This window comes from Streptomyces sp. NPDC088725 (assembly GCF_044751305.1).
Lineage (GTDB): Bacteria > Actinomycetota > Actinomycetes > Streptomycetales > Streptomycetaceae > Streptomyces.
This window is the reverse complement of the sequence record NZ_JBIVLO010000013.1, coordinates 1-20800: the sequence shown is the minus strand read 5'-3', so window position 1 is coordinate 20800 and position 20800 is coordinate 1. Positions and strand designations below refer to the sequence as shown.

At 69.2% G+C, this 20800-nt stretch carries 19 protein-coding genes, 1 tRNA gene and 2 pseudogenes; 17 read left to right on the top strand and 5 right to left on the bottom strand.

The features are described from left to right. Positions 1-127 precede the first annotated feature (127 nt). The 4 genes from ACIP6N_RS26705 (at position 128) to ACIP6N_RS26690 (ending at position 4358) form a co-directional block, all read left to right on the top strand. Positions 128-1372, top strand: a complete 1245-nt coding sequence (locus ACIP6N_RS26705; RefSeq protein WP_401819629.1) for an extracellular solute-binding protein — start codon at positions 128-130, stop codon at positions 1370-1372. 114 nt (positions 1373-1486) lie between these two features. Beyond that, entirely contained in the window at positions 1487-2674 is a 1188-nt protein-coding gene (locus tag ACIP6N_RS26700) for a carbohydrate ABC transporter permease (RefSeq protein ID WP_401819627.1), read from the top strand. Next, positions 2671-3564 (top strand): carbohydrate ABC transporter permease, encoded by an 894-nt coding sequence (locus tag ACIP6N_RS26695; protein WP_401819625.1) that lies wholly within the window; start codon positions 2671-2673, stop codon positions 3562-3564. The genes ACIP6N_RS26700 and ACIP6N_RS26695 overlap by 4 nt, the downstream gene beginning before the upstream one ends. Positions 3565-3722: 158 nt before the next feature. Then, positions 3723-4358, top strand: a complete 636-nt coding sequence (locus ACIP6N_RS26690) for a hypothetical protein (protein WP_401819622.1) — start codon at positions 3723-3725, stop codon at positions 4356-4358. Between the two features lie 54 nt (positions 4359-4412). Here the strand turns inward: ACIP6N_RS26690 and ACIP6N_RS26685 are convergent, their stop codons facing one another. After that, on the bottom strand, positions 4413-4592 hold the full coding sequence (locus ACIP6N_RS26685) for a hypothetical protein (protein WP_401819620.1): 180 nt from the start codon (positions 4590-4592) through the stop codon (positions 4413-4415). Continuing rightward, positions 4582-4878, bottom strand: a complete 297-nt coding sequence (locus ACIP6N_RS26680) for a hypothetical protein (RefSeq protein WP_401819619.1) — start codon at positions 4876-4878, stop codon at positions 4582-4584. Before ACIP6N_RS26680 ends, ACIP6N_RS26685 begins: the two co-directional genes overlap by 11 nt. A gap of 369 nt (positions 4879-5247) precedes the next feature. Here ACIP6N_RS26680 and ACIP6N_RS26675 point away from each other — a divergent pair, with 369 nt between their 5' ends. Continuing rightward, complete coding sequence (locus ACIP6N_RS26675; RefSeq protein WP_401819617.1) at positions 5248-6930, top strand: SWIM zinc finger domain-containing protein; 1683 nt, start codon at positions 5248-5250, stop codon at positions 6928-6930. Positions 6931-7104: 174 nt separating this feature from the next. Here ACIP6N_RS26675 and ACIP6N_RS26670 read toward each other — a convergent pair. After that, positions 7105-7176: transfer RNA gene (locus tag ACIP6N_RS26670), tRNA-Arg, on the bottom strand. Between the two features lie 180 nt (positions 7177-7356). Further along, positions 7357-8361 carry a Ku protein gene (locus ACIP6N_RS26665; RefSeq protein ID WP_401819614.1) on the bottom strand — a complete coding sequence of 335 codons (1005 nt, stop codon included), beginning with the start codon at positions 8359-8361 and terminating at the stop codon, positions 7357-7359. 50 nt (positions 8362-8411) lie between these two features. On the opposite strand from ACIP6N_RS26665, the gene ligD reads away from it, so the two are divergent. Beyond that, entirely contained in the window at positions 8412-9299 is an 888-nt protein-coding gene (gene ligD / locus ACIP6N_RS26660; protein WP_401819613.1) for a non-homologous end-joining DNA ligase, read from the top strand. Between the two features lie 100 nt (positions 9300-9399). Here ligD and ACIP6N_RS26655 read toward each other — a convergent pair whose 3' ends face one another. After that, positions 9400-10293, bottom strand: a complete 894-nt coding sequence (locus ACIP6N_RS26655; RefSeq protein ID WP_401819611.1) for a nuclease-related domain-containing protein — start codon at positions 10291-10293, stop codon at positions 9400-9402. Between the two features lie 136 nt (positions 10294-10429). Between ACIP6N_RS26655 and ACIP6N_RS26650 the strand changes: the two genes are divergently transcribed. From ACIP6N_RS26650 to ACIP6N_RS26600, 11 genes and pseudogenes are all read left to right on the top strand, one after another. After that, positions 10430-10876, top strand: a complete 447-nt coding sequence (locus tag ACIP6N_RS26650) for a zinc-ribbon domain-containing protein (protein ID WP_401819609.1) — start codon at positions 10430-10432, stop codon at positions 10874-10876. Positions 10877-11068: 192 nt separating this feature from the next. Continuing rightward, positions 11069-11899 carry a hypothetical protein gene (locus ACIP6N_RS26645; RefSeq protein WP_401819608.1) on the top strand — a complete coding sequence of 277 codons (831 nt, stop codon included), beginning with the start codon at positions 11069-11071 and terminating at the stop codon, positions 11897-11899. Next, positions 11896-13254 (top strand): sensor histidine kinase, encoded by a 1359-nt coding sequence (locus ACIP6N_RS26640; RefSeq protein WP_401819606.1) that lies wholly within the window; start codon positions 11896-11898, stop codon positions 13252-13254. The genes ACIP6N_RS26645 and ACIP6N_RS26640 overlap by 4 nt, the downstream gene beginning before the upstream one ends. Before the next feature lie 102 nt (positions 13255-13356). Beyond that, a complete protein-coding gene (locus ACIP6N_RS26635) occupies positions 13357-14859 on the top strand; it encodes an FtsW/RodA/SpoVE family cell cycle protein (protein WP_401819604.1) in 1503 nt (500 codons plus the stop codon). Beyond that, positions 14856-16322, top strand: a complete 1467-nt coding sequence (locus tag ACIP6N_RS26630; protein WP_401819602.1) for a penicillin-binding transpeptidase domain-containing protein — start codon at positions 14856-14858, stop codon at positions 16320-16322. Before ACIP6N_RS26635 ends, ACIP6N_RS26630 begins: the two co-directional genes overlap by 4 nt. Further along, a complete protein-coding gene (locus tag ACIP6N_RS26625; RefSeq protein WP_401819599.1) occupies positions 16322-17416 on the top strand; it encodes an amidase in 1095 nt (364 codons plus the stop codon). The genes ACIP6N_RS26630 and ACIP6N_RS26625 overlap by 1 nt, the downstream gene beginning before the upstream one ends. A gap of 31 nt (positions 17417-17447) precedes the next feature. Next, entirely contained in the window at positions 17448-17753 is a 306-nt protein-coding gene (locus tag ACIP6N_RS26620; protein ID WP_401819596.1) for a hypothetical protein, read from the top strand. Between the two features lie 39 nt (positions 17754-17792). Further along, positions 17793-17999: a DUF397 domain-containing protein gene (locus ACIP6N_RS26615; protein WP_401819593.1), complete on the top strand. Its 207-nt coding sequence runs from the start codon at positions 17793-17795 to the stop codon at positions 17997-17999. Positions 18000-18072: 73 nt separating this feature from the next. Further along, positions 18073-18920, top strand: a pseudogene (locus ACIP6N_RS26610) (IS5 family transposase). Positions 18921-18939: 19 nt separating this feature from the next. After that, positions 18940-20076, top strand: a pseudogene (locus tag ACIP6N_RS26605) (RHS repeat-associated core domain-containing protein); the annotation flags it as partial. Next, positions 20073-20618 carry an SMI1/KNR4 family protein gene (locus ACIP6N_RS26600; RefSeq protein WP_401819590.1) on the top strand — a complete coding sequence of 182 codons (546 nt, stop codon included), beginning with the start codon at positions 20073-20075 and terminating at the stop codon, positions 20616-20618. The pseudogene ACIP6N_RS26605 and the gene ACIP6N_RS26600, both read left to right, overlap by 4 nt. The last annotated feature ends 182 nt before the right edge of the window (positions 20619-20800 follow it).

Genomic DNA, 20800 nt, shown 5'->3' with positions numbered 1-20800 from the left:
ACCGGCACAACCCGCCCCACAGACATCACCCAGGACTTCACCTCAGGCACCACCGCCATCGGGCTACGCAAGCCACAGAGAACAGCCACAGAGCCCACAGGGCCCACAGAGCCTCAGAAAGAAGACAATGAAGATACGCAGAACCGCGATAGCCACCGCCGTCTGTGGCGGATTCCTGCTCACCGCCTGCTCGTCGTCGGGCTTCGGCAGCGACAGCAGCGCCGAACAGAAGACCTCCGGCAAGCAGGACCTCACCGTGATGATCGGCTCGTCCGGTGACGCCGAGACCAATGCCGTGAAGGCGGCGGCCTCGGCCTGGGCCAAGAAGACCGGCAACAAGGTCACGGTCGTTCCGGCGCAGAACCTCGACCAGCAGCTCGGCCAGGCGCTCGCGGGCGGCAGCCCGCCGGACGTCTTCTACGTCGGCTCCTCGGTCTTCGCCAACTACGCCAAGGGCAACTCGCTCTACGCGTACGGCGACAAGCTGCCGGAGAAGGACGACTTCTCCGAGACGCTGCGCAAGTCCTTCAGCTACGACGACAAGTTCGTCTGCGCGCCCAAGGACAGCTCCACGCTCGCGCTGGCCGTCAACACCAAGATGTGGAAGGCGGCCGGGCTCACCGACGCCGACTACCCGAAGAGCTGGGACGACCTGGCGAAGACCGCGCGCAAGCTGACCACCGACAAGGTCAGCGGTCTGGTCCTCAGCAGCTCGTACGACCGGATCGGCGCCTTCATCAAGCAGGCCGGCGGCGGGATCACCAACGCCGACCAGACCAAGATCACCGCGGACAGCCCTGCCAACGTCGAGGCGCTGACGTACGTCAAGAAGCTGCTCACCGACGGTGTGCTGAAGTTCCCGAAGCAGGTCGACACGGGCTGGGGCGGCGAGGCGTTCGGCACCGAGAAGGCCGCGATGACCATCGAGGGCAACTGGCTGACCGGCGCCATGTCCACGGACTACCCGTCCGTCGACTACAAGGTCGTCCCGCTTCCCGCGGGCCCGAAGGACAAGGGCACGCTCTCCTTCAGCACCTGCTGGGGCGTCGCCAACAAGAGCGCCCACCACGACGCCGCGGTCTCGCTGGTCGAGGCGTTCACCACCGCTGAGCAGCAGGTCACGTTCGCCGGTGCCTACGGGGTCCTCCCCTCGCGGACCAGCGCGCTTGAGTCCTTCCAGCAGAAGCACCCGCAGGACAAGGCGTTCGTCGACGGCGCCGCCTACGCCCAGGGTCCTGTGACCGTCCCGGGCTTCACCAAGGTGCTGACGCAGTTCGACACCGACCTGGCCGAGCTGGCGACGGCGGACCCGAAGAAGATCCTGTCCGACCTCCAGGCCAACGGCGAGCAAGTCCTCAAGAGCGCCAACTGACGGCTCTGCGACCGCGCCACCCGTAACCACCTGGCACCACCCCGCGGTACCCCGCACCACCCCGCACGACGCCCGCCGGAGCCATGACTCCGGCGGGCGCAGGAGGAGAACAGAATGAGCCAGTACGGCAACGGCTCCGTCGCGGTGCCGGCCGCGGCCGGTGAAGCCGACATAGGCGCGGCCGGCACCGGCGCGGGCGACGGCGGGCGCCGCGGCGGTGGCGGCCGGGCCGGCCGGCGCAGGGCCGGCATCAGAGGCCGCCAGGGCATGTGGGGCTGGCTCTTCGTCAGCCCGATGGTGATCGTCCTCGGGCTGTTCCTGCTGCTGCCCATCGGGATGGCCCTGTGGGTCAGCCTGCTGAACTGGAACGGGCAGTCCAACCCGTTCACCACCGCGGCGGACTTCGTCGGCGTACGCAACTACGCAGACGTACTGACCACCGACGGGCTCGACCGCAAGCTGTTCATGACGTCGGTACGCAACAACCTGTACCTCGTCCTGCTGGTCGTGCCGCTCCAGACCGTGCTCTCCCTCGCGCTGGCCGTCGCCGTCAACAGCCGCCGGGTCAAGGGCAAGAGCCTGTTCCGTACGATCTTCTACTTCCCCTCGGTCACCAGCTCCATCGCCATCTCCACCGTGTTCCTGTTCCTGTTCCAGGGCAGCGGCGCTATCAACGAGCTGCTGAAGTGGGTCGGCCTCAAGGGCCCCAAGTGGTTCACCGACGCCCACGGTCTGGTGTGGACGATCCTCGGCGGCCTCGGCATCGTCGACCCCGACAAGCCGACGGCCGCGCTGGCCTCGCACGGCTTCCTCGGACTCTCCTGGTGGGACTGGCTGTCCGGCCCGTCCATCGCGATGTGCACGATCATCCTGCTGCTGGCCTGGACCACGTCGGGCACGTACATGCTGATCTTCCTCGCGGCGCTCCAGGACGTACCGGCTGAACTGGAGGAGGCCGCGCTGCTGGACGGCGCCAACCGCTGGCAGTCGTTCCGCAACGTCACGCTGCCCGCCATCCGGCCGGTGCTCTTCCTCGTCGTCACCCTCGGCCTGATCGGCACCTGGCAGGTCTTCGACGCCGTGTACGTGATGAGCCAGGGCGCGCCGGGCAACACCACCCTCACCCCCGCCTTCCTCTCGTACACCTCGGGCTTCCAGGACGCCGCCTACGGTCGCGCCGCCGCCATCGCCTTCATCCTGCTGGCGATCGTCGTGGTGATGACCCTGATCCAGCGCGTACTGACGCGAGACCGCGACAGGCCCACCAAGCGCGACCGGTTCCTTCGCAGGAGGGCCTCATGAGCACGCAGACCACCACCGAAGCGCCCAAGCCGCGGCGCAGCACCGGACACACGGTGCTGCTCGTGGCCATCTACCTGCTGCTGACCGTTGTCGGCCTGGTGTACGTGCTGCCGTTCGCCGTCCAGATCGCGACGTCCTTCAAGACCGACCCGGACGCGGCCTCGAACCCGCTGTCCCTGCTGCCGAACCCGCTCTCACTGGACTCGTACCGCCGCCTGTTCGGCATCGGCGACGCCGCGGACTCGGTTCCGTTCACCCGCTGGCTGACGAACTCGATCCTGGTCACGCTGTTCATCACGGCGGGCCGCGTGTTCTTCGACTCGCTGGCCGGCTACGCGCTGGCCCGGCTGGACTTCCGCGGCCGCAACCTGCTCTTCAACGGCCTGCTGACGGTGATGTCGGTGCCGGGCGTGGTGCTGCTGATCCCGAAGTTCCTGGTCCTGAACCAGCTCGGCCTCTTCGACAGCTACGCAGGCATGATCATCCCGCTGCTGGTGGACGCGGCCGGTGTGTTCATCATGCGGCAGTTCTTCGTCTCCATACCGAAGGAGGTGGAAGAGGCGGCGAGGATCGACGGCGCGAGCATCTTCCGCACCTTCTGGTCGGTGGTCCTGCCGATGGCCAAGCCCGCGCTGATCACCCTGACGATCCTGTCGTTCCAGGGCTCCTGGAACGAGTTCACCCACTTCCTGGTGGCCACCCAGTCCCCCCAGTACGAGACCCTGACCACGGGCCTCGCCCACTTCGTCTCCGGCAGCCTGAGCGCGGGCACGCAGTACCCGCTCAAACTCACGGCGGCGCTGCTGGCCACGATCCCGGTGGCGATCCTGTTCTTCGCCTTCCAGCGCCACTTCGTACGCAGCGCGAACTCGGGCGCGGTGAAGGAGTAACCCCGGCCCGCCGCCGGTCCCGTCCCACCGCACTCCGGGAGGCCCCCCACCTGACTGGGGGCGCCTCCCGGTTCGCTGTGCGTGGGGCGCCCGGCGCTTTTCGTCGCCCTCGCGACCACACCCTTGCCGCAGGATGCCGGCCCGCCGAGGACGTGCGCGTGAGCAGCAGCTGGAGCGACCTCGCGGTCCAGGCCGTCGGTGCCTTGACGGGAACGATCGCCGGTGGAGCGATCACGGTCCTGGTCGCACGCTGGCAAACCGCCAAAGCAATCGTGGCTCAAACAGACCTCGCCTCGGCCCAGCAGGCCGCCGACGCGCGACTGGCGCGCGTCGAAAGGGAGCATGAACGCTCGTCCGAGGCAGCCAGGCAACTCCTGGAGCGGCTGGCAGATCTCCATGCCTGGCTGCCCTCTCTGCCGGACGTGGCCGCCGAGCCCCCTCGCCTCAGCGCCACCGCCCGGGACAGCTGTCGCACGGCGATGGAGTCCCTGCGCCGCGGAATGCACACGGAACTCTTCGGTATCGGCCAAGGCGAAGCCCGTGACCGCTGCCGCGCCCTCGTGAAGCTCACCTACGACGCGGGGTGGCGGCAGGAGGGACAAGACCATCCCACTCGCGTGGTTCGAGACATCCGCAACTGCCTGCGGTACGTCCAGTTCTCACTGGAAGCGGTGATCGACGGAAGGCCACTGCCCTCACACGCCGAGCCTCCGGTTCTTGAGCGGGACACCCCGGAGATGTGGCTGCCACCGGAGATACCTGGCCACTGGGGCGACCCGGCGGATCTCAGCTGAACCACCGAGGCAACCCTGCACTCCGCCGGTCACCGAGCCTGGGCTTGGCTGCCCTTACTCTGCCGAGGTGGCGGGCGACGCGTCGACCTGCTGCTGTTCACGGGCGCGTCGCAGCTGATCGCGCCTCGCCCGGATCTCGTCGTCACCGACTGGGCCGTGATGGGCCTCGGCTGACGCGATGAGCTCGTTCAGGCCGTCCCGCTCGATCTGGCGGACCGGTCGCTCAACGGTCATTGGGATCGTTTGCTCCCTGCTCCGGCGTACGGTCCTGATCGACGCGGAAGGCGTCCAGAGAGAGGATATCGGGAGCGGTTCGCGACATACGGGCGAACTCGTCACGAGTGACGATCCTCCGGCGGTGGCGCAGCCGAATCAGCTCACCAATCTGGTTACCGTCCTGGCGCCCCCGCCACCCTGCGAGCAGTCTGCGGGTTCCGGCCTGTGCCTCAACCGGGTCGGCACCGGCCGCGTACGGCTGCTCCTCCAGGGTTTCCCCGTCCTGTGGCGTCTTCTCCGTCATCCCGGCTCCCTGTATCCCCTCGGTGTACTCGCGGCAGAGGTCCTCTGCCGCTGGGTCGTTCTCCTACTACCAGCGCTCGCAGTTTCCGGCTTTGGCACCGCGCGGTTCCTTGAGGCGGCCCGGTTCAGAACCCTTCAGCCGTTCGACGAGAGGGCGCCCCGAGGTAGGCCGGCCTCCCTCAAGGCAGGACGGCGTGCGCCACCGGCACGGCCGATTCGGGGTCTTCCCTGATCAGCCGTCCCAGGCGGCAGCCAGGGGAACCTGATCAAGTGTCACCGCTCTGCGGCGGCAACGGCCCCGATGCCATCCCGTTTACCTCGCACAGGTGAGGTTGGGCGATCACCGTCGCCGTCGGCTTCAATGGTCCGCGTGAAAATCTCCGTGGGCTTCAGCAAGGACGATCTGCGGGACCTGGCCGGGCCCCGCTCCTTCGAACGCGGACAGGACTACCAGGACGCGGTGAGCGGCCTGGAAGTGGAGGACGGCTGGTTCTCCGCGCGCGTGCAGGGAACGGAGGTGTACGAGGTCGAAGTCGCCGTGCGCGAGGCAGACGGCCTCTCCGGCGCGTGCGACTGTCCGTACGGGGAGGAGGGGAACTTCTGCAAGCACTGCGTCGCGGTGGGACTGGTCGTACTCTCCCGAGCGCGGGACGTACCGCGTCAGCGATCCGCCGCCGCTTCCCGGGCCGAGGGACTTGAGCGGTGGCTGGTGTCCCTGCCCCGCGAGGAGTTGCTGGCGCTCGTGCGGGAACAAGTCGAGGGGGACCGGGAGTTGCGCCACCGTCTGGAGCTGCGGGCGGCGACCGCGCGCAGCGACGATCCGGTCGTACGGGAGCGAATTCTCGCCCTTCTCGACCCGGCGCCCTTCGCGGGTTACGGGTACGTCGAGTGCGCCGACGCACAGGCCTACGGTGACCAGGCATCGGAAGCCGTCGCCGCGCTGCGCACACTGATCGCCGACGGCCGGGCGGCGCAGGCCGTCATCCTGGCCCGGGAGGCGATGGCGCTGCTGTGCCGAACGTACGGGGACATCGATGACTCGTCCGGGTACGTGGGCTCCGTTGCCACAGAACTCGCCGAGGCCCATGTGGAGGCGTGCCGGGCGGCGCGGCCCGACCCGCTGGAGACAGCCGAGTGGCTGGCCCGGCACCTGCTGGACAGCGACTACGACGCCTTCGACACCGACCCGGTGGAGTACCGCGAGGTCCTGGGTACGGACGGCCTGGCACGGCTGCGGCAACTGGCGACCGGGGCATGGCGGCGCAATCCGTCGGGCTGGGACGAGAAGTACCTGATGGAACGATTGCTGAAGGCGGCCGGCGACGTGGACGAGCTGATCGCCGTCTACGCGGCGGATCTGTCCCCCACGGGCGAGACCCACCTGACGATCGCGCAGGAGCTCGAAGCGGCGGGCCGCCCGGACGAGGCGCTGGACTGGGCGGAACGCGGTCTGCGAGAGATGACCGTGCACCATCGAGGCGGCAGCGGCTTGGAGGACTACCTCTGCGAGCGCCATGCCGCGGCGGGCCGCTTCGCCCGCGCGACCGCCGTGCGCCGGGACGGGTTCCGGGTCCACCGCTCGCTCGCCGCGTACCGGCTGCTGCGCGAGTGCGCACGGGCCGAGGGTGAATGGGAACGCGAACGCCCGGCGGCCCTGGAACTGCTCCGCGAGGACGCGGCCCACCCGCGGTCCGCCTGGGGCGGCGGGTCCGTACTGATCGACGCGCTGATCGACGACGGCGACCTGGAGAGCGCCTGGCAGGCAGCCACCGACGGCCCTGCCGGCACACGCCAGTGGCTGGCCCTCGCCGACCTGATCCGGGACGACCGCCCCGCCGACGCGCTCCCGGTGTACCTGCGTCTGATCGAGCCGCTCAAGAAGATCACCGGCAATGCGAACTATCAGCAGATCGCCCGCCTGCTGTCGGGTGCCCGGGTCTGCCACCAAAACCTGGGCACATCAGAGCAGTTCGCCGACTATGTGACGTCGCTGCGCAGCGAGCAGAAACGCAAGCGCAACCTGATGAAGATCCTCGACCAGCACGACCTGTGAGAGCGGAGATGTGGGCGCCGAAGCCTGCCGGTCCGGACCAGCCCGGCTCGGAAAGGCTCGGCTCGGAACGGCCATGCGGCCCCGCCCGACGGCTAGGAGGCGAACGCAAAATCGCCGCCCCGAAGGACGGCGATTCCGGCACTCTGACTTGGAGGAATACACCAAGCAATTGAGTGCCCCCGGCAGGATTCGAACCTGCGCACCCGGCTCCGGAGGCCGATGCTCTATCCCCTGAGCTACGGGGGCGTGTCGCCGGTGTGGCGACAGGAGAAACCCTACCAGCTCCGGTGGGGTGGCCGTGGACAGGTATTTCCCGTCGCGGCGTCCTCATTGCCGGAGCGGTGACGGAGTGGTGCCGGAGCAGGTGGGTGGCCGCCGCCGATCGGCGTCACGCCTTGCCGGACGGCCAGGGCCGCGGCCGTCGCCTCAGGCCGACTTCCGTTTTCTCGGCGCCGACTTCTTGGCCGGACTGGTTGCCTTCTTTGCCGAGGCCGATTTCTGCGGGGTCGTCTTCTTCTTGGCCGCCGCCGTCTTCTTCGCAGGGGCCGTCTTCTTCGCCTGCTTGCCCGGCGTGCGCTTCTGCGGCTGTTTCCTGCCCTGGAGTTCGGTCACCCCGGCGTGCTCACCGCTCTCGCCGCCCTCGCCGTCCTCGCCCCGCGACTCCTTCGCCGCGCGCACGCTGTTCTCCAGCGCGGCCATCAGGTCGAGTACCTTTCCGCCGCCTTCACCCGACGGCTCCTTCCCCCGCACCGGTTCGCCCTCCGCCTTGGCGGCGATCATCTCCTCGACCGCTTCCCGGTAGTCGTCGTGGAGAGAATCCATGTCGACCTCGCCGAGGGTGGCCATCAGGGCGTCGGCCAGGTCGAGTTCGGCGTCCCGCACCGTGACGTCCGACTCCGGTGCGACGCCCTCCGGCCGGCGGATCTCGTCCGGCCAGAGGAGGCCGTGCATGGCGATCACGTCGTCCACCACCCGCAGCATGCCGAGCCGTTCCCGTCCCCGAAGCGCGAACTTCGCCACGGCCACCTTCTTGCTGCGTTTCAGCGCCTCACGCAGCAGGGTGTACGGCTTGGCCGCGGGCACGCCGTTCGCCGAGAGGTAGTACGCCGCGTCCATCTGGAGCGGATCGATCTCGGCCGCCGGGACGAACGCGACGATCTCGATCGTCTTCGCCGTCGGCAGCGGCAGCGTGGCCAGGTCCTCGTCCGTGATCGGGATCATGGAACCGTCGGCGTCCTCGTACGCCTTGCCGATCTCCGCCGACGACACCTCACGCTCGTCCAGCTCGCAGACCTTGCGGTAGCGGATGCGGCCGCCGTCGTCCTTGTGGATCTGGCGGAAGGAGACCGAATGATTCTCGGTGGCGTTCACGAGTTTGATCGGGATGCTGACAAGACCGAAGGAGATCGCGCCGTTCCATATGGATCGCACGTTTCATCCCTTTCATCCGACATGCAGCGAATCTATGGGATTCTCATCGTATGACGCCGATCACAGAGGTGGAGGGGCGGCGGCTGGCGCTCAGCAATCTGGAGAAGGTGCTGTACCCCGCCACCGGCACCACCAAGGGCGAGGTCCTGCACTATTACGCCCGTACGGCGGGCCCTCTGCTGGCCCATGTCGCCCACCGCCCGATCTCCTTCCTGCGTTATCCGGACGGGCCCGGCGGCCAGCACTTCTTCACCAAGAACCCGCCGCCCGGCACCCCCGGCTGGGTACGGATCGCCGACGTACCGCGCTCCGGCGGGGAGCGGGCCGCCCCGCAGGTGGTGGTGGACGATCTGGCCACGCTGATGTGGGCGGCCAATCTGGTGGTGGAGTTCCACACCCCGCAGTGGCGTGCCGCCACTCCGGCCCTCGCCGACCGTCTCGTCCTCGACCTGGACCCCGGCCCGCCCGCCACCGCCGTCGAGTGCTGCGGCGTCGCGCTCTGGCTGCGTGAGCGGCTGGACGCGGACGGCATTCACGCCTGCGTGAAGACGTCCGGTTCGAAGGGGCTCCATGTCCTCGCGCCGCTGGAACCGACACCGTCCACGGATGTCTCGGCGTACGCCAAAAGGCTCGCCGTCGAGGCGGAGGCGGCGCTGCCCGCACTGGTGGTGCACCGGATGAACCGGGCGCTGCGGCCCGGGAAGGTCTTCGTCGACCACAGCCAGAACGCCGCCGCGAAGACCACCGCCGCCCCCTACACCCTGCGCGCGAGGCCGGAGCCAACCGTCTCCACGCCGGTGAGCTGGGACGAGATCGCGAGCTGCACGGCGGCCGGTCAGCTCGTCTTCCGGCTGGACGACCTCACGGGACGGCTGGAGCGGTACGGGGACCTGCTCGCGCCGCTCAACGATCCCGGACTGGCCGGGCGGCTGGGCTGACCCCGCACGGCTGGGCCGAGCGGGCGGCTGGGCCGAGCGGGGGCTGGATCTCTGGACGGCTTGGCCGGCCCTCCGGTGCTCTCCGCGGACCGTCGTGGCTCTACAGGCGCGTCCAGGTGCGGCGGTCGCGCGCCGTCGCGTACAGGGACTCGACGTCCGCCGGTTTGAGTACGCCCGTGAGCGCCGTCAGTGCCTGGATCTCGGTGTCGTGCAGGATCCGTACGGGCGTGAGCGCAGGACCGTCCGGGGACGCGGTCCTACCGCGAGAGGGTGGCCCTACGTCGAGCCGGGACGCCTCGACCACCACGAGCACCGGCCGCACCGCCGTCGCCAGGGCCAGGGAGGCGTGCTCGGCGGCCCGGCGGGCGCGGCGCAGGTGCGGGAGCGGTTCGCCGCGGCCCGTTCTGACCAAGGGGTCGGCGATACGGACGCGTTTCCTGCCGGCCGCGAGCGTGTGGACCGCGAAGACACCGGCCGGACCGATCACCAGATGGTCGATGGCGGTGGCAGTGGCTCCCGGCGGGGATATCGCGTGCACCACGCGCCATCCAGCGCCCTCAAAACGGTCGAGCTGTTCACCCACCGCCTGGTGCGCCGCCAGCAGCGCGTCCCTGGGGCCTTCATCCGGCCGGCGGGAGCCACGCCGTAACCCGCGAGGGTACTGCCGGGACGCATCCGGCCCCTCCGACTCCTCCAGCTCCGCGTGGAGGGCTTCACCGGGGCGGTTGGGGGCCAGGTCGTCGTCCGGGTGGAGGGAGAGACGGGCGAGATCGGCGGCGGTCGGTACCGGCGGCGGCCCTACGGTCACCTCTCCGGTGACGTACGGCGCGAGAGCGGCCAGCACTTCGTCGCGCGCGGCGCCGGGCAGCAGGCTGACGCGTGCGGTCTCCTTGTCGTACCAGGCGACCACGCTCGCGCCGTCCACCCGGGTGACGTACAACCGCTCCGGGCCGTACCAGCGCGCCGCCGTCACACGCAGCCGAGGTCCCGTCATGCCGCACCACCCCCGCACCATGGGAACAGCGATCGCCCCTGCTGGCAAGAACTCACGGACCTGGCTGACCAGTTGTCACAGGCGTGCGCCACACTCTTCCCAGAGCGCGCGATCCATGGGGGAAGGAAATTCAGTCATGATCATCTTCGGCACCCGAGGCTACCTCTACCAGTTGGCGATACTGACGCTGGTCTGCGGCCGGTGCGGCAATCCCTCGGCGCACACACTGCGGAAGCGCGTCGTCAAATTCACGCTGTTCTTCGTGCCGCTCTTCCCCATCTCGACGCAGTACGCGTCGCAGTGCACGTTCTGCGGCGAGGAGCAGCGCATAACCAAGGAGCAGGCGGACCAGGTACTGGCTCAGAGCGCGGCCATGCAGGGCCAGGGCCAGGCGTACGGACCGGCGCAGGGCCAGGGGCAGGGCTTCGTTCCGGCGCAGGGTCACGGTCCGGCGCAGGGCTATGGACAGGGTCAGGGGTACGGACCGGCGCAGGGGCAGGCGTACGGACAGGCCGGCGGTCAGCCGTACGGCCCTGGACAGGTGCAGAACCCCGGCCAGGGTCAGAACCCGTACCAGAACTGACCCCGCCTCGCGCGGTCCGGCGGAGCGCGCGGCCCGGCGGAGCGCGCGGCCCGGCGCCTGGTCGTACCGCGGGCGGCTCGCGCGGGCGATGATCCGTGCGGGCGCGACGCCTCGCGTGGGCGAGCACAGCGGGAAATGGGGGCATATCCCCCATAAGGTGGCGGAACGAAACCCATGCGTTCCGGGAGCACCTTGCCCACTCACCGCGTCGCAGCCGGAGCAGTCCCGGCGGCCATTGCCGCCGCGCTGTGCTTCTCCCTGTCCGCGTGTGTCAACGAGGGCGGCCTCCAGAGCGCGGGCCCGACCCGGGCGGCGCTCGGGCCCGTGCCGCTCTGGCCCGACCTGCCGCCCATCTCCGCGCCGCCCATCGACTTCGGGGAGAGCGACAAGGAGCGCGTCCCCGGTGTCAGGGTGCCTGACGACGATGTCCATCGCGTGGATCCCGTGGCCGTCGTCCGCGCCGAGGCCCGCGCCCAGCCGGAGAACGCCGACAGCAACGCGATCGACACCGATCCCACCGTGCTTCCCGGGCAGACCGTCGCGCAGCTCGCCGACTGTGCGGTGACGCCGGCGGCCTGTCCGGTGCTGAGGCCCTATCACCATGATCTGACCGGCGACGGCCGCGACGAACTGATCGTGGGCATCACGCTGCCCGACAAGCAGTTGGCCGTGCGCTGCTACCGGGCCGAGCGCGGCGGCCTGACCAGGATCATGACCACCTCGGACCAGATCACGGCCGTCGAGCTGGCCAACCGCGACCTGATCGTGCGGGTCGTCTCGGCGGGCATCCCCGGCAACGAGTACCGGACGACCTGGTCCTGGAACGCCAGGCAGAAGGTCATGCTCCCCGCGCGGGAGGAGATCATCCCCACGCACTCACCCTCCCCGTCGAGCCCGGTGTCCGGCCCGCCAGAACCGGCCCCGGCCCCTGTGCCGGGCCGGACAACAGCCCCGGCACAGGCGTCCGCACACGCACACGCACCCACGCAGGCGCAGGTCAGCGGCCCGGCGGCCACCCCGTGAGACGGCCCCGCCTGCCCGGCTGGACCGCCACCCTCACCTGGAAGGCCGCCGTCTTCATCACGGTGATGTGCTGCATGCTCGCCGCGCTGCTCGGCACCCTGGTCCACGTACTGGTGACCCGTCAGACCGTCGCGTCCGCCCGAGCGGCGGCCCTGTCCCGGCTTGACGACGTGACCGACGCGTACAAGGCGGGCAGGCCCCTCCCCCGGTTCTCCGGGATCGACCCGCCCGGGATGCCCCGCACACTGCGCACTCTCGCCACGGACGGCGAGCGCGGCACGAAGGTCGCCCGCTTCCAGCACCGGACCATCATGTGGGCGGCGGGCCCCGCTGACGGCAAGGCGCTCGCCGCGCGCGTCGACTACTCCCTCAGCGAGTCCACCATCGCCAACCTGGACCGGTCGATCCTGGCTTCCTCCGCACTCGCCATCGGCGTCACGTTGCTGGTGGGAGCGTTCGCCGTCACCCGCATCACCCGCCGGCTGCATCTGACCGCGCAGGTGGCGCGGCGCATCAGCGCGGGCGATCTGGACGCGCGCGTCAACGACCCCCGTACGAAAGACCCTTCACGCCTGCAGGACGAGGTCTCGGCGGTCTCCGGCGCACTGGACACCATGGTCTCGACGCTCCAGGGCAAGCTGCTGAGAGAGCAGCGCTTCACCGCCGATGTCGCCCACGAACTGCGCACACCACTGACCGGCCTCTCCGCCGCGGCCGAACTGCTGCCGGAGGGCCGCCCCGCCGAGATGGTGCGGGAACGGGTGCGGACGATGCGGGCGCTCACCGAGGACCTGCTGGAGATCTCCCGCCTCGACACCCGTACGGAAAAGGTGGAACTGACCGTCCACGCGCTGGCTCCGATGGTCGAGGGAGCTGTCAGAGCTTCCGGCATGGGTGCGACGGGAATGACGGGGTCCACCGGAACAGCGCGAACGCCCGGGACACCTGAGGAGGAAGCGACGCCCGAGACCGCAGAGGTGCGCGTCGTGGTCGTCAGGGACGGCTACGTCGAGACCGACCGCCGCCGCCTGGAGCGCGTCCTCGGCAACCTCCTCGCCAACGCGCGCAAGCACGGGCGGCCCCCGATCGTCCTGACCGTCGAGGGCACGGAGGTGACCGTGAGCGATCACGGCGACGGCTATCCCGCCTATCTGCTGGAACACGGGCCCCAGCGGTTCCGTACCGAGAGCGGCGGCAGGGGCCACGGCCTCGGGCTGACCATCGCTCTCGGGCAGTCCGCGGCGATCGGCGCGGTCCTGACCTTCGGCAACGATCCGGCGGGCGGGGCGGTGGCACGGCTGGCCCTCCCTCCGGCCCCGGCCCCGGAGGCGCCCACCGCCGATCACCCCCGGTGACCATTCGCACTGCCGGCTCCATCGAGTTGGACCGGTTTTCGACATGCCTTTTGTCTTTAGATAAACGGACATAAAGCATGTCACCTTGCTACGTTGCCTGTCATGACCGCACAGACGGCGGACGCTCCCCCGCCCGAGCTACGCCTCCCCAAGCGCCGGGGTGTGGAACTCTCGCTCCTTGTCTGCGCCGTCCTCATCTCCGTCTTCGGCTACGCGAGCGTCGGCCTCGCCAAGGCCGACGCCGTACCGCCCGGCGCGGCCAAGTACGGCGCGTCCCTCGGGCTGCTCGCGCTCCTCGCACACGTCGCGGTCCGCTTGCGCGCGCCGTACGCCGATCCGCTGCTCCTTCCCATCGCGGTCCTCCTCAACGGCCTCGGTCTGGTGCTCATCTACCGACTCGACCTGGAGACCCCGCACGACCGGGCCGCGCCGGCTCAGCTGATCTGGTCCGCGCTCGGGGTCGCGCTGTTCATCGCCGTCGTGGTGTTCCTGCGCGACCACCGTGTCCTGCGGCGGTACGCGTACCTCTCGGTGGCCACAGCGCTCGGCCTGATGATCGTGCCGATCTTCTTCCCTGCCGTGAACGGCGCCAAGATCTGGATCAGGGTCGGCGGATTCTCCTTCCAGCCGGGCGAGTTCGCCAAGATCCTGCTCGCGGTCTTCTTCGCCGCCTACCTCGCCGCGAATCGCGACGCCCTCGCGTACACCGGCCGCAAGATCCGGCGGCTCCAACTGCCCACCGGCCGGCTGCTCGGTCCGATCGTCTCGATCTGGCTGCTCAGCGTGATCGTCCTCATCCTGGAACGGGACTTGGGTACGTCCCTGCTCTTCTTCGGGCTGTTCGTGATCCTGCTGTACGTGGCGACGGGGCGCACCGGCTGGATCGCGGTCGGGCTGCTGCTGGCCGTGGTCGGCGCGTATGTGGTCGGCTCGCTCGAACCCCACGTCCACAGCCGGGTCGAGGACTGGCTCGACCCGTTCGCCTCCATCTACGCGGGACGCGGACCCGGCCAACTCGCCCAGTCCCTCTTCGCGTTCGCCGCCGGTGGGTTCTTCGGTACGGGTCTTGGCCGTGGCGATTCCATCCTGATCGGCTTCGCCGCCAAGTCGGACTTCATCCTCGCCACGGCGGGCGAGGAACTGGGCTTCGTCGGTCTGACGGCGATCTTCATGCTGTACGCGCTGCTCGTGGCGCGCGGTTACCGGGCGGGGCTCGCCCTGCACGACTCCTTCGGGCAGTTGCTGGCCGTCGGGCTGGCCTCGATCGTCGCGCTCCAGGTCTTCGTCATCGCGGGCGGAGTGATGGGGCTGATCCCGCTGACCGGCATGGCGCTGCCGTTCCTCGCGCAGGGCGGCTCGTCCGTGGTCACCAACTGGATCATCGTGGCGCTGCTGATCCGGCTGAGCAATTCGGCGCGCAGTCCGCGTCCGGAGGCGGTGGAACCGGGGGTCGTCGCGCCGACGGCGGGAACCGACCGTACGGGAGAGGACGGTGCCACGCCGACGGGCGAAGCCCCGCGCGGCCATGGCGGGTTGCCCGGCGACGGTGCGACACCGGGCGGCGGGACACCGGGCGGCGAGGCGATGCCGGGAGGTGAGCGGTGATCCGCTACATCAGGCGGGCGGCCGGCTTCTGCCTGCTGCTGCTCCTCGCGCTGCTGGCCAACGCGGCGCGCGTCCAGGTCTTCCAGGCCGAGTCGTTCGACCACAACCCCGCCAACCGCCGCCAGACCATTGCCCGTTACGAGCAGCCGCGCGGCAACATCCTTGTCGACGGGCGGTCCGTGACCGGATCGGCCGACACCGGACAGCAACTTCGATACGAACGCACCTACAAGCAGGGCCCGTTGTACGCGCCCGTCACCGGCTACGCATCCCAGACCTACGGTACGACGCTGATCGAGAACGCCGAGGACGACGTCCTCTCGGGCATCGACCCCATGCTGGACCCGATCCCCTTCTGGAGTGACATCACCCGCAGCCGGCAGCCGGGCGGGCGGGTCGCCACCACCATCAAGGCGTCGATGCAGCAGGCCGCGTACGGCGGGCTGGCCGGCCGCCGGGGCGCGGTCGCGGCGCTCGACCCGGTGAGCGGCAAGATCCTGGCGCTGGTCAGCAGCCCGTCATACGACCCGCAACAGCTCTCGGGTACCGGAAAGCCGGTCATCGACGCCTGGTCCCGCCTCAACGCCCAGCGCACGCAGCCGATGCTCAACAGGGCCATCAGGCAGACCTATCCGCCGGGTTCCACCTTCAAGATCGTGACGGCGGCGGCCGCGCTCGATTCGCGTGCGGTCACGGACATCGGCGCCCCGACGGGCATCCGCGAGCCTTATGTCCTGCCGGGCACCACCACCACGCTCCCCAACGAGGCGACGGGGTGCGACGACGCGTCGCTGGAGTACGCGATCACCTGGTCGTGCAACACGGTGATGGCGGGGCTCGGTGTGAAGGTCGGACTGTCCGGGATGACTGACACGGCAGAGAAGTTCGGCTTCAATGACACGGGGCTCAAGATTCCCTCCGGGGTCGCCAAGTCCAACTTCGACACCCGGATGAGCGACGATCAGCTGGCGCTCTCCTCGATCGGACAGTTCGACACGACAGCGACTCCTCTGCAGATGGCGATGGTTGCGGCAGCGGTCGCCAACAACGGTGAACTCAGGCGCCCTTACCTGGTGGACAGGACGATGAGGTCGGACGGAGACGTCATCTCGCGCACCCGCGAGCGGACGTACGAGCAGTCGATGAGCGCGGGCACGGCAGGGCAGCTCAGGCAGATGATGATCGACGTCGTCGAGGAGGGCACGGGCACGAACGCGGCAATCGAGGGAGCGACGGTAGGCGGCAAGACGGGCACGGCGCAGCACGGCCTCGGCAACTCCGGTACGCCGTACGCCTGGTTCATCGCCTGGGCACAGGCGGACGGCGCGACGCAGCCGGCGGTCGCGGTGGCGGTGGTGGTCGAGGACGCGGAGGCGAACCGCACGGACATCAGCGGCGGCGGCGACGCGGCCCCGATCGCGCGGGCGGTGATGGAGGCCGCGCTGCGGAAGCAGGAGGGGTGATGGGGGAGATCGAAGCGACTCTGGCACGGATCGAACGGCTGGATCCGGAGCTGTCCGCGTTCACCGAGGTGTGGGACGAGGAAGCCCGGGAGCGGGCGAGGTCCGTGCGACGAACGCGGGACGTCACCGAACTCCCCCTCTCAGGGCTGCCGTTCGCGGTGAAAGGGCCGGTGGGCATCCGGTCGTACGCGGCGGAGCGGTTGATCGCGGCAGGCGCGATCCCGGTCGGCTCAACAGCGGTTCCGGGTCCCGGCACCTACTGGCAGACGTGGGGCCGGGGCAGACACGGCCGCACGCTGAACCCGTACCGCGCCGACCGCACCCCCGGCGGTTCCTCGGCGGGCTCGGCGGTGGCGGTCGCGACGGACATGGTGCCGCTGGCGACGGGCAGCGACGGCGCGGGCTCGGTGCGCATCCCGGCCGCCTGGTGCGGTGTGTTCGGCCTGAAGACGACGAACGGACTGCTGCCGTCCCCAGACAGAACGGGCCTGGCGTCGGCGGGGGTACTGACCCGGTCGGTGGCGGACGCGCAGACGTATCTGCGGTGCGTGCTGACCGGACCGCACGAGAGGACGCTGACGGAACTACCGGTACCTGCGGTGTTCTCACCGGACCTGGGATTCGCCGAGGTCGACCCGGAGGTGGCGGCGGTTGTCCGGTGCGCGGTGGCGCGGTTGGAGGCGGCGGGCGTCATCCGACTGGAGCCGCGGGAAGGCGAGTTCACGCTGCTGGACCCCCGGGCGGCATGGCTGGCGATACGCGGCGGGAGCGACGCGGCGGAGATTGCCGGGGCGGCGAGGGTACGGGCGGAGAACAACCGCAGGCTGGCCGTCCTCTTCGCCCGCACACCCCTCCTGCTGACCCCGACCACCCCCAACCGCCCGCATGGCCACGAGGGCCCAGGCGAGCTGTACTCCACGGCGCTGACCTGGGCCTTCAACCTGAGCGGCCACCCGGCGGCCAGCCTCCCCGCAGGCATGACGCCGGACGGCTGCCCGGTGGGACTACAACTGGTAACGGACCGAGGCACTGATGCCGGCCTCCTGGAAGTAGCGCTGGCGGCGGAGCGGCACGGGGGGACGTTACGACCGTGAGAGATGCGGATTCCGAGAGAGAGGAAACAAAATGGCAGACAACTTCCGCCTCAAGCTGGTGAGGAGCGATGGCCGACTCTCCTACTACGAGGGCACAGTTGACGGCACCCAGAGGTGGGCCATCACGCCGGACGCGGAAAATGACGTCGTCCGCGCCAGCGAAATCAATGGGGTCACCATCGAAGGAACCTCCATGAACATGTCCACCGGAGAGGCAACCAGAGCCCTCGGGAGCGATCGCGAGGCTGCGAATTTCGTCACCATGGCCGCTCACTTGTGCTCCCAGTTCAAGCGATCAGGTGTCCCTCCGAACGAGATCCAGAAGCACTTCTGCTGAAACCCACACGACCGGCGGAATAGAAGGGCGGACGGGCACGTGGTGAACGCCAAGCCCCAACTGTGGGTCAAGTCCAGCTACAGCGGTCCCGATCAGGGCAACTGTGTCGAGTGGTCCCCCGCCTACGCGGTCGCTCACGGCATCGTGCTTGTCAGGGACAGCAAGAACCCCACCGGCCCCGCCCTCATGCTCACCCCCGAAGGCTTCACCAACCTGGTCGCCTTCGCCCGGAGCACCGACGTCTAGGGCCTGTATCGGGTCGTGATCAATCTGCGGGATTCGCCCTCGCTTCGGGGGCGGGTCCTGTAGTCCGGTGTGTATGACGCGGAGACAGCTGACGGACAAGGAGTGGGGGTACGTGGAGCCGTACCTGCCGATCGGCGAGTACGGGCCGTACCCCACGAAACTGCGCGAGCAGTTCGAGGGTGTGCTCTGGAAGTTCCGCTCGGGCGCGCAGTGGCGGGAGACGCCGGCCGAGTTCGGCGCCTGGCCCACCGTGTACAACCGGTTCCGCCAGTGGCGGGACGCCGGGGTCTTCGAGAACCTGCTGGAAGGTCTGCTCAAAGGGGCGACAGCAAGGAACAAGTCGGGCAGGACACCGACGTCGAGGCCGGGCGGGTCGAACGGCGACGCGTCCGGCGACGCCGCAAGCTCCGCCTGAAGGCCGCCCTGCTCGGCCGCTCGCGGGGCGGGCAGACCAGCAAGGTCCATGTCGCTGCCGACCGCAAGTGCAGACCGCTCGTCCTCACGCTCACCGCCGGACAGGCCGCCGACAGCCCGCAGTTCATCCCCGTGCTCAACAAGGTGCGGGTTCGCCTCCCGGTCGGCCGTCCCCGAACCCGGCCCGGCGCGGTCGCCGGAGACAAGGCGTACTCCTCCCGAGGCAACCGCTCCTACCTGCACAAACGCAGCATCAAGACAGTCATCCCGGAGAAGAAGGACCAGGCCGCCAACCGGAAGAAGAAGGGCCGCCGGGGCGACCGTCCCCTCACCCACGACGCCGAGCTCTACAAGGACCGCAACACCGTCGAGCGCCTGATCAACAGGCTGAAGGCATGGCGCGGCATCGCCACCCGCTACGACAAGACCCCCGAGAGCCGCCTCGCCGGACTCCATCTCCGCGCCTCCATGATCTGGATCAGGGACCTCGCCCGGACCATTCATTGATCACAACTCGATACAGGACCTGGTGGAACGCATCAAGAAGCGCCTGTCCCGCAAACCGGACATCTGGCGCTACACCTGGGATGCCGAGGACCGGCTGACCACTTGCACCACACCCGACGGGACCACCTGGCACTACCGCTATGACCCGCTCGGGCGCCGCACCGCGAAATACCGGCAGACCAGCGACGGCCACGTCCACGACGAGACCCTCTTCGCCTGGGACGGCACCCGGCTGGCCGAGGAAACCCACACCTGCACCGGCACGTCCGTGGCCTGGGACTACGACGGCTACCGCCCCCTGACCCAGTACGAGCGCCGGCCCCGCACCCAGGATGAGTTCGACACCCGCTTCTTCGCCATCATCACCGACCTCATCGGCACCCCCACCGAACTGGTCGACGAAGAAGGCCACGTCGCCTGGCGCTGTCGCCCCACCGCCTGGGGCGCCACCGCCTGGAACGCCGCCAGCGCCACCGCCTACACCCCCCTGCGGTTCCCCGGCCAGTACGCCGACCCGGAGACCGGACTCCACTACAACTACTTCCGCCACTACGACCCCGAGACCGCTCGCTACGTCTCCCCCGACCCGCTCGGCCTGGCCCCCGCCCCCAACCCGGTCGCTTATGTGCCCGACCCGCGCGCCGAATCCGACCCTCTGGGCCTGGCCCCCTGCAACGAAAAGGACGTCACCTGGGGCGGGCGGGTCCACTACCGCGAGCTCGGCCCCGGCGGGCGGGCCCAGGGCATGACCGCCACCCTGGCGCGCAACATGATGGGCGGGAAGACCGACCCACAGGTCGACCCCGCCGGGTGGAAGAGCGACGCAGGCTACAACCGCGCGCACCTGCTGGGCGCCCAGCTCGGCGGCTCCAACAAGGACCCGCGCAATTTCGTCACCATGCACCGCTACGCCAACAGCCCCATGATGCGGCGCTATGAGACCCAGATCCGCAGAGCGGTCGACGGTGGCGAGGTGATTGAATACTCCGCCACGCCGGTCTACAAGGGGAACAGTGTGATCCCCGAGGGCGTCTGGCTGGAAGCCCACGGCACCGACGGGTTCCAGTTCATGCCCAAGGGCGCCACCACCGGAACCAACCGCATCTACATCCCCAACGAACCGAAAAGCTTCTTCCAGGGAGGACACACCACGTGAGCGAGCAGGTACGCCGCCTCAAGGAACTACTGGCCGCAGACACCGTCTCCATCCCGTCACCGGACTGGGCGGCCATCGAAGCGGAACTGCACGCCCCCCTGCCCTCGGACTACAAAGAGTTCATCGAGCAGGCCGGAGGCGGCAACGTCGACAACTACCTCTACGTTCTCGCCCCGGCCTCCCCCAACCAGCACTATGACCTGCTCGAAGCAACCGCCGAACGAGACGAGGCCTACGAAGACCTCTTCGACTTCGAGGACAAGCCCGCACAGCTCGAGCCCGAAGGCAGCCGCATCATCCCCTGGGCAACCACGGACAACGGGGAATGGCTGTTCTGGCGCATCCTGCCCGGCCAGAACCCCGCCGACTACGCCATCCTCGTCAACGAAGCCCGCGGCGAAGGCTGGGAATTCCACGAGCTCGGCTTCGCCGCCTACCTGACCGGCATCCTGGACGGCACCATCCAGTCCGACATCCTCTCCTCCCGCTTCCCCACCCACCCCCACACCTGGCGACCCTTCACAGACACGCCGAACCAATAACGTTTCCCCACGGCTGCGGTGGTCGCCTCCTCGATATCGCAGTACGGACAGCCACGACCCGATGGATAGGGCTAGGGCCTGTATCGGGTCGTGATCAATCTGCGGGATTCGCCCTCGCTTCGGGGGCGGGTCCTGTAGTCCGGTGTGTATGACGCGGAGACAGCTGACGGACAAGGAGTGGG

Coding starts and splice junctions, on each gene's coding strand:
- ACIP6N_RS26680 (WP_401819619.1), bottom strand. CDS start 4,878: ATGACGGAGAAGACGCCACAGGACGGGGAAACCCTGGAGGAGCAGCCG.
- ACIP6N_RS26700 (WP_401819627.1), top strand. CDS start 1,487: ATGAGCCAGTACGGCAACGGCTCCGTCGCGGTGCCGGCCGCGGCCGGT.
- ligD (WP_401819613.1), top strand. CDS start 8,412: ATGACGCCGATCACAGAGGTGGAGGGGCGGCGGCTGGCGCTCAGCAAT.
- ACIP6N_RS26625 (WP_401819599.1), top strand. CDS start 16,322: ATGGGGGAGATCGAAGCGACTCTGGCACGGATCGAACGGCTGGATCCG.
- ACIP6N_RS26695 (WP_401819625.1), top strand. CDS start 2,671: ATGAGCACGCAGACCACCACCGAAGCGCCCAAGCCGCGGCGCAGCACC.
- ACIP6N_RS26635 (WP_401819604.1), top strand. CDS start 13,357: ATGACCGCACAGACGGCGGACGCTCCCCCGCCCGAGCTACGCCTCCCC.
- ACIP6N_RS26620 (WP_401819596.1), top strand. CDS start 17,448: ATGGCAGACAACTTCCGCCTCAAGCTGGTGAGGAGCGATGGCCGACTC.
- ACIP6N_RS26685 (WP_401819620.1), bottom strand. CDS start 4,592: ATGACCGTTGAGCGACCGGTCCGCCAGATCGAGCGGGACGGCCTGAAC.
- ACIP6N_RS26655 (WP_401819611.1), bottom strand. CDS start 10,293: ATGACGGGACCTCGGCTGCGTGTGACGGCGGCGCGCTGGTACGGCCCG.
- ACIP6N_RS26650 (WP_401819609.1), top strand. CDS start 10,430: ATGATCATCTTCGGCACCCGAGGCTACCTCTACCAGTTGGCGATACTG.
- ACIP6N_RS26705 (WP_401819629.1), top strand. CDS start 128: ATGAAGATACGCAGAACCGCGATAGCCACCGCCGTCTGTGGCGGATTC.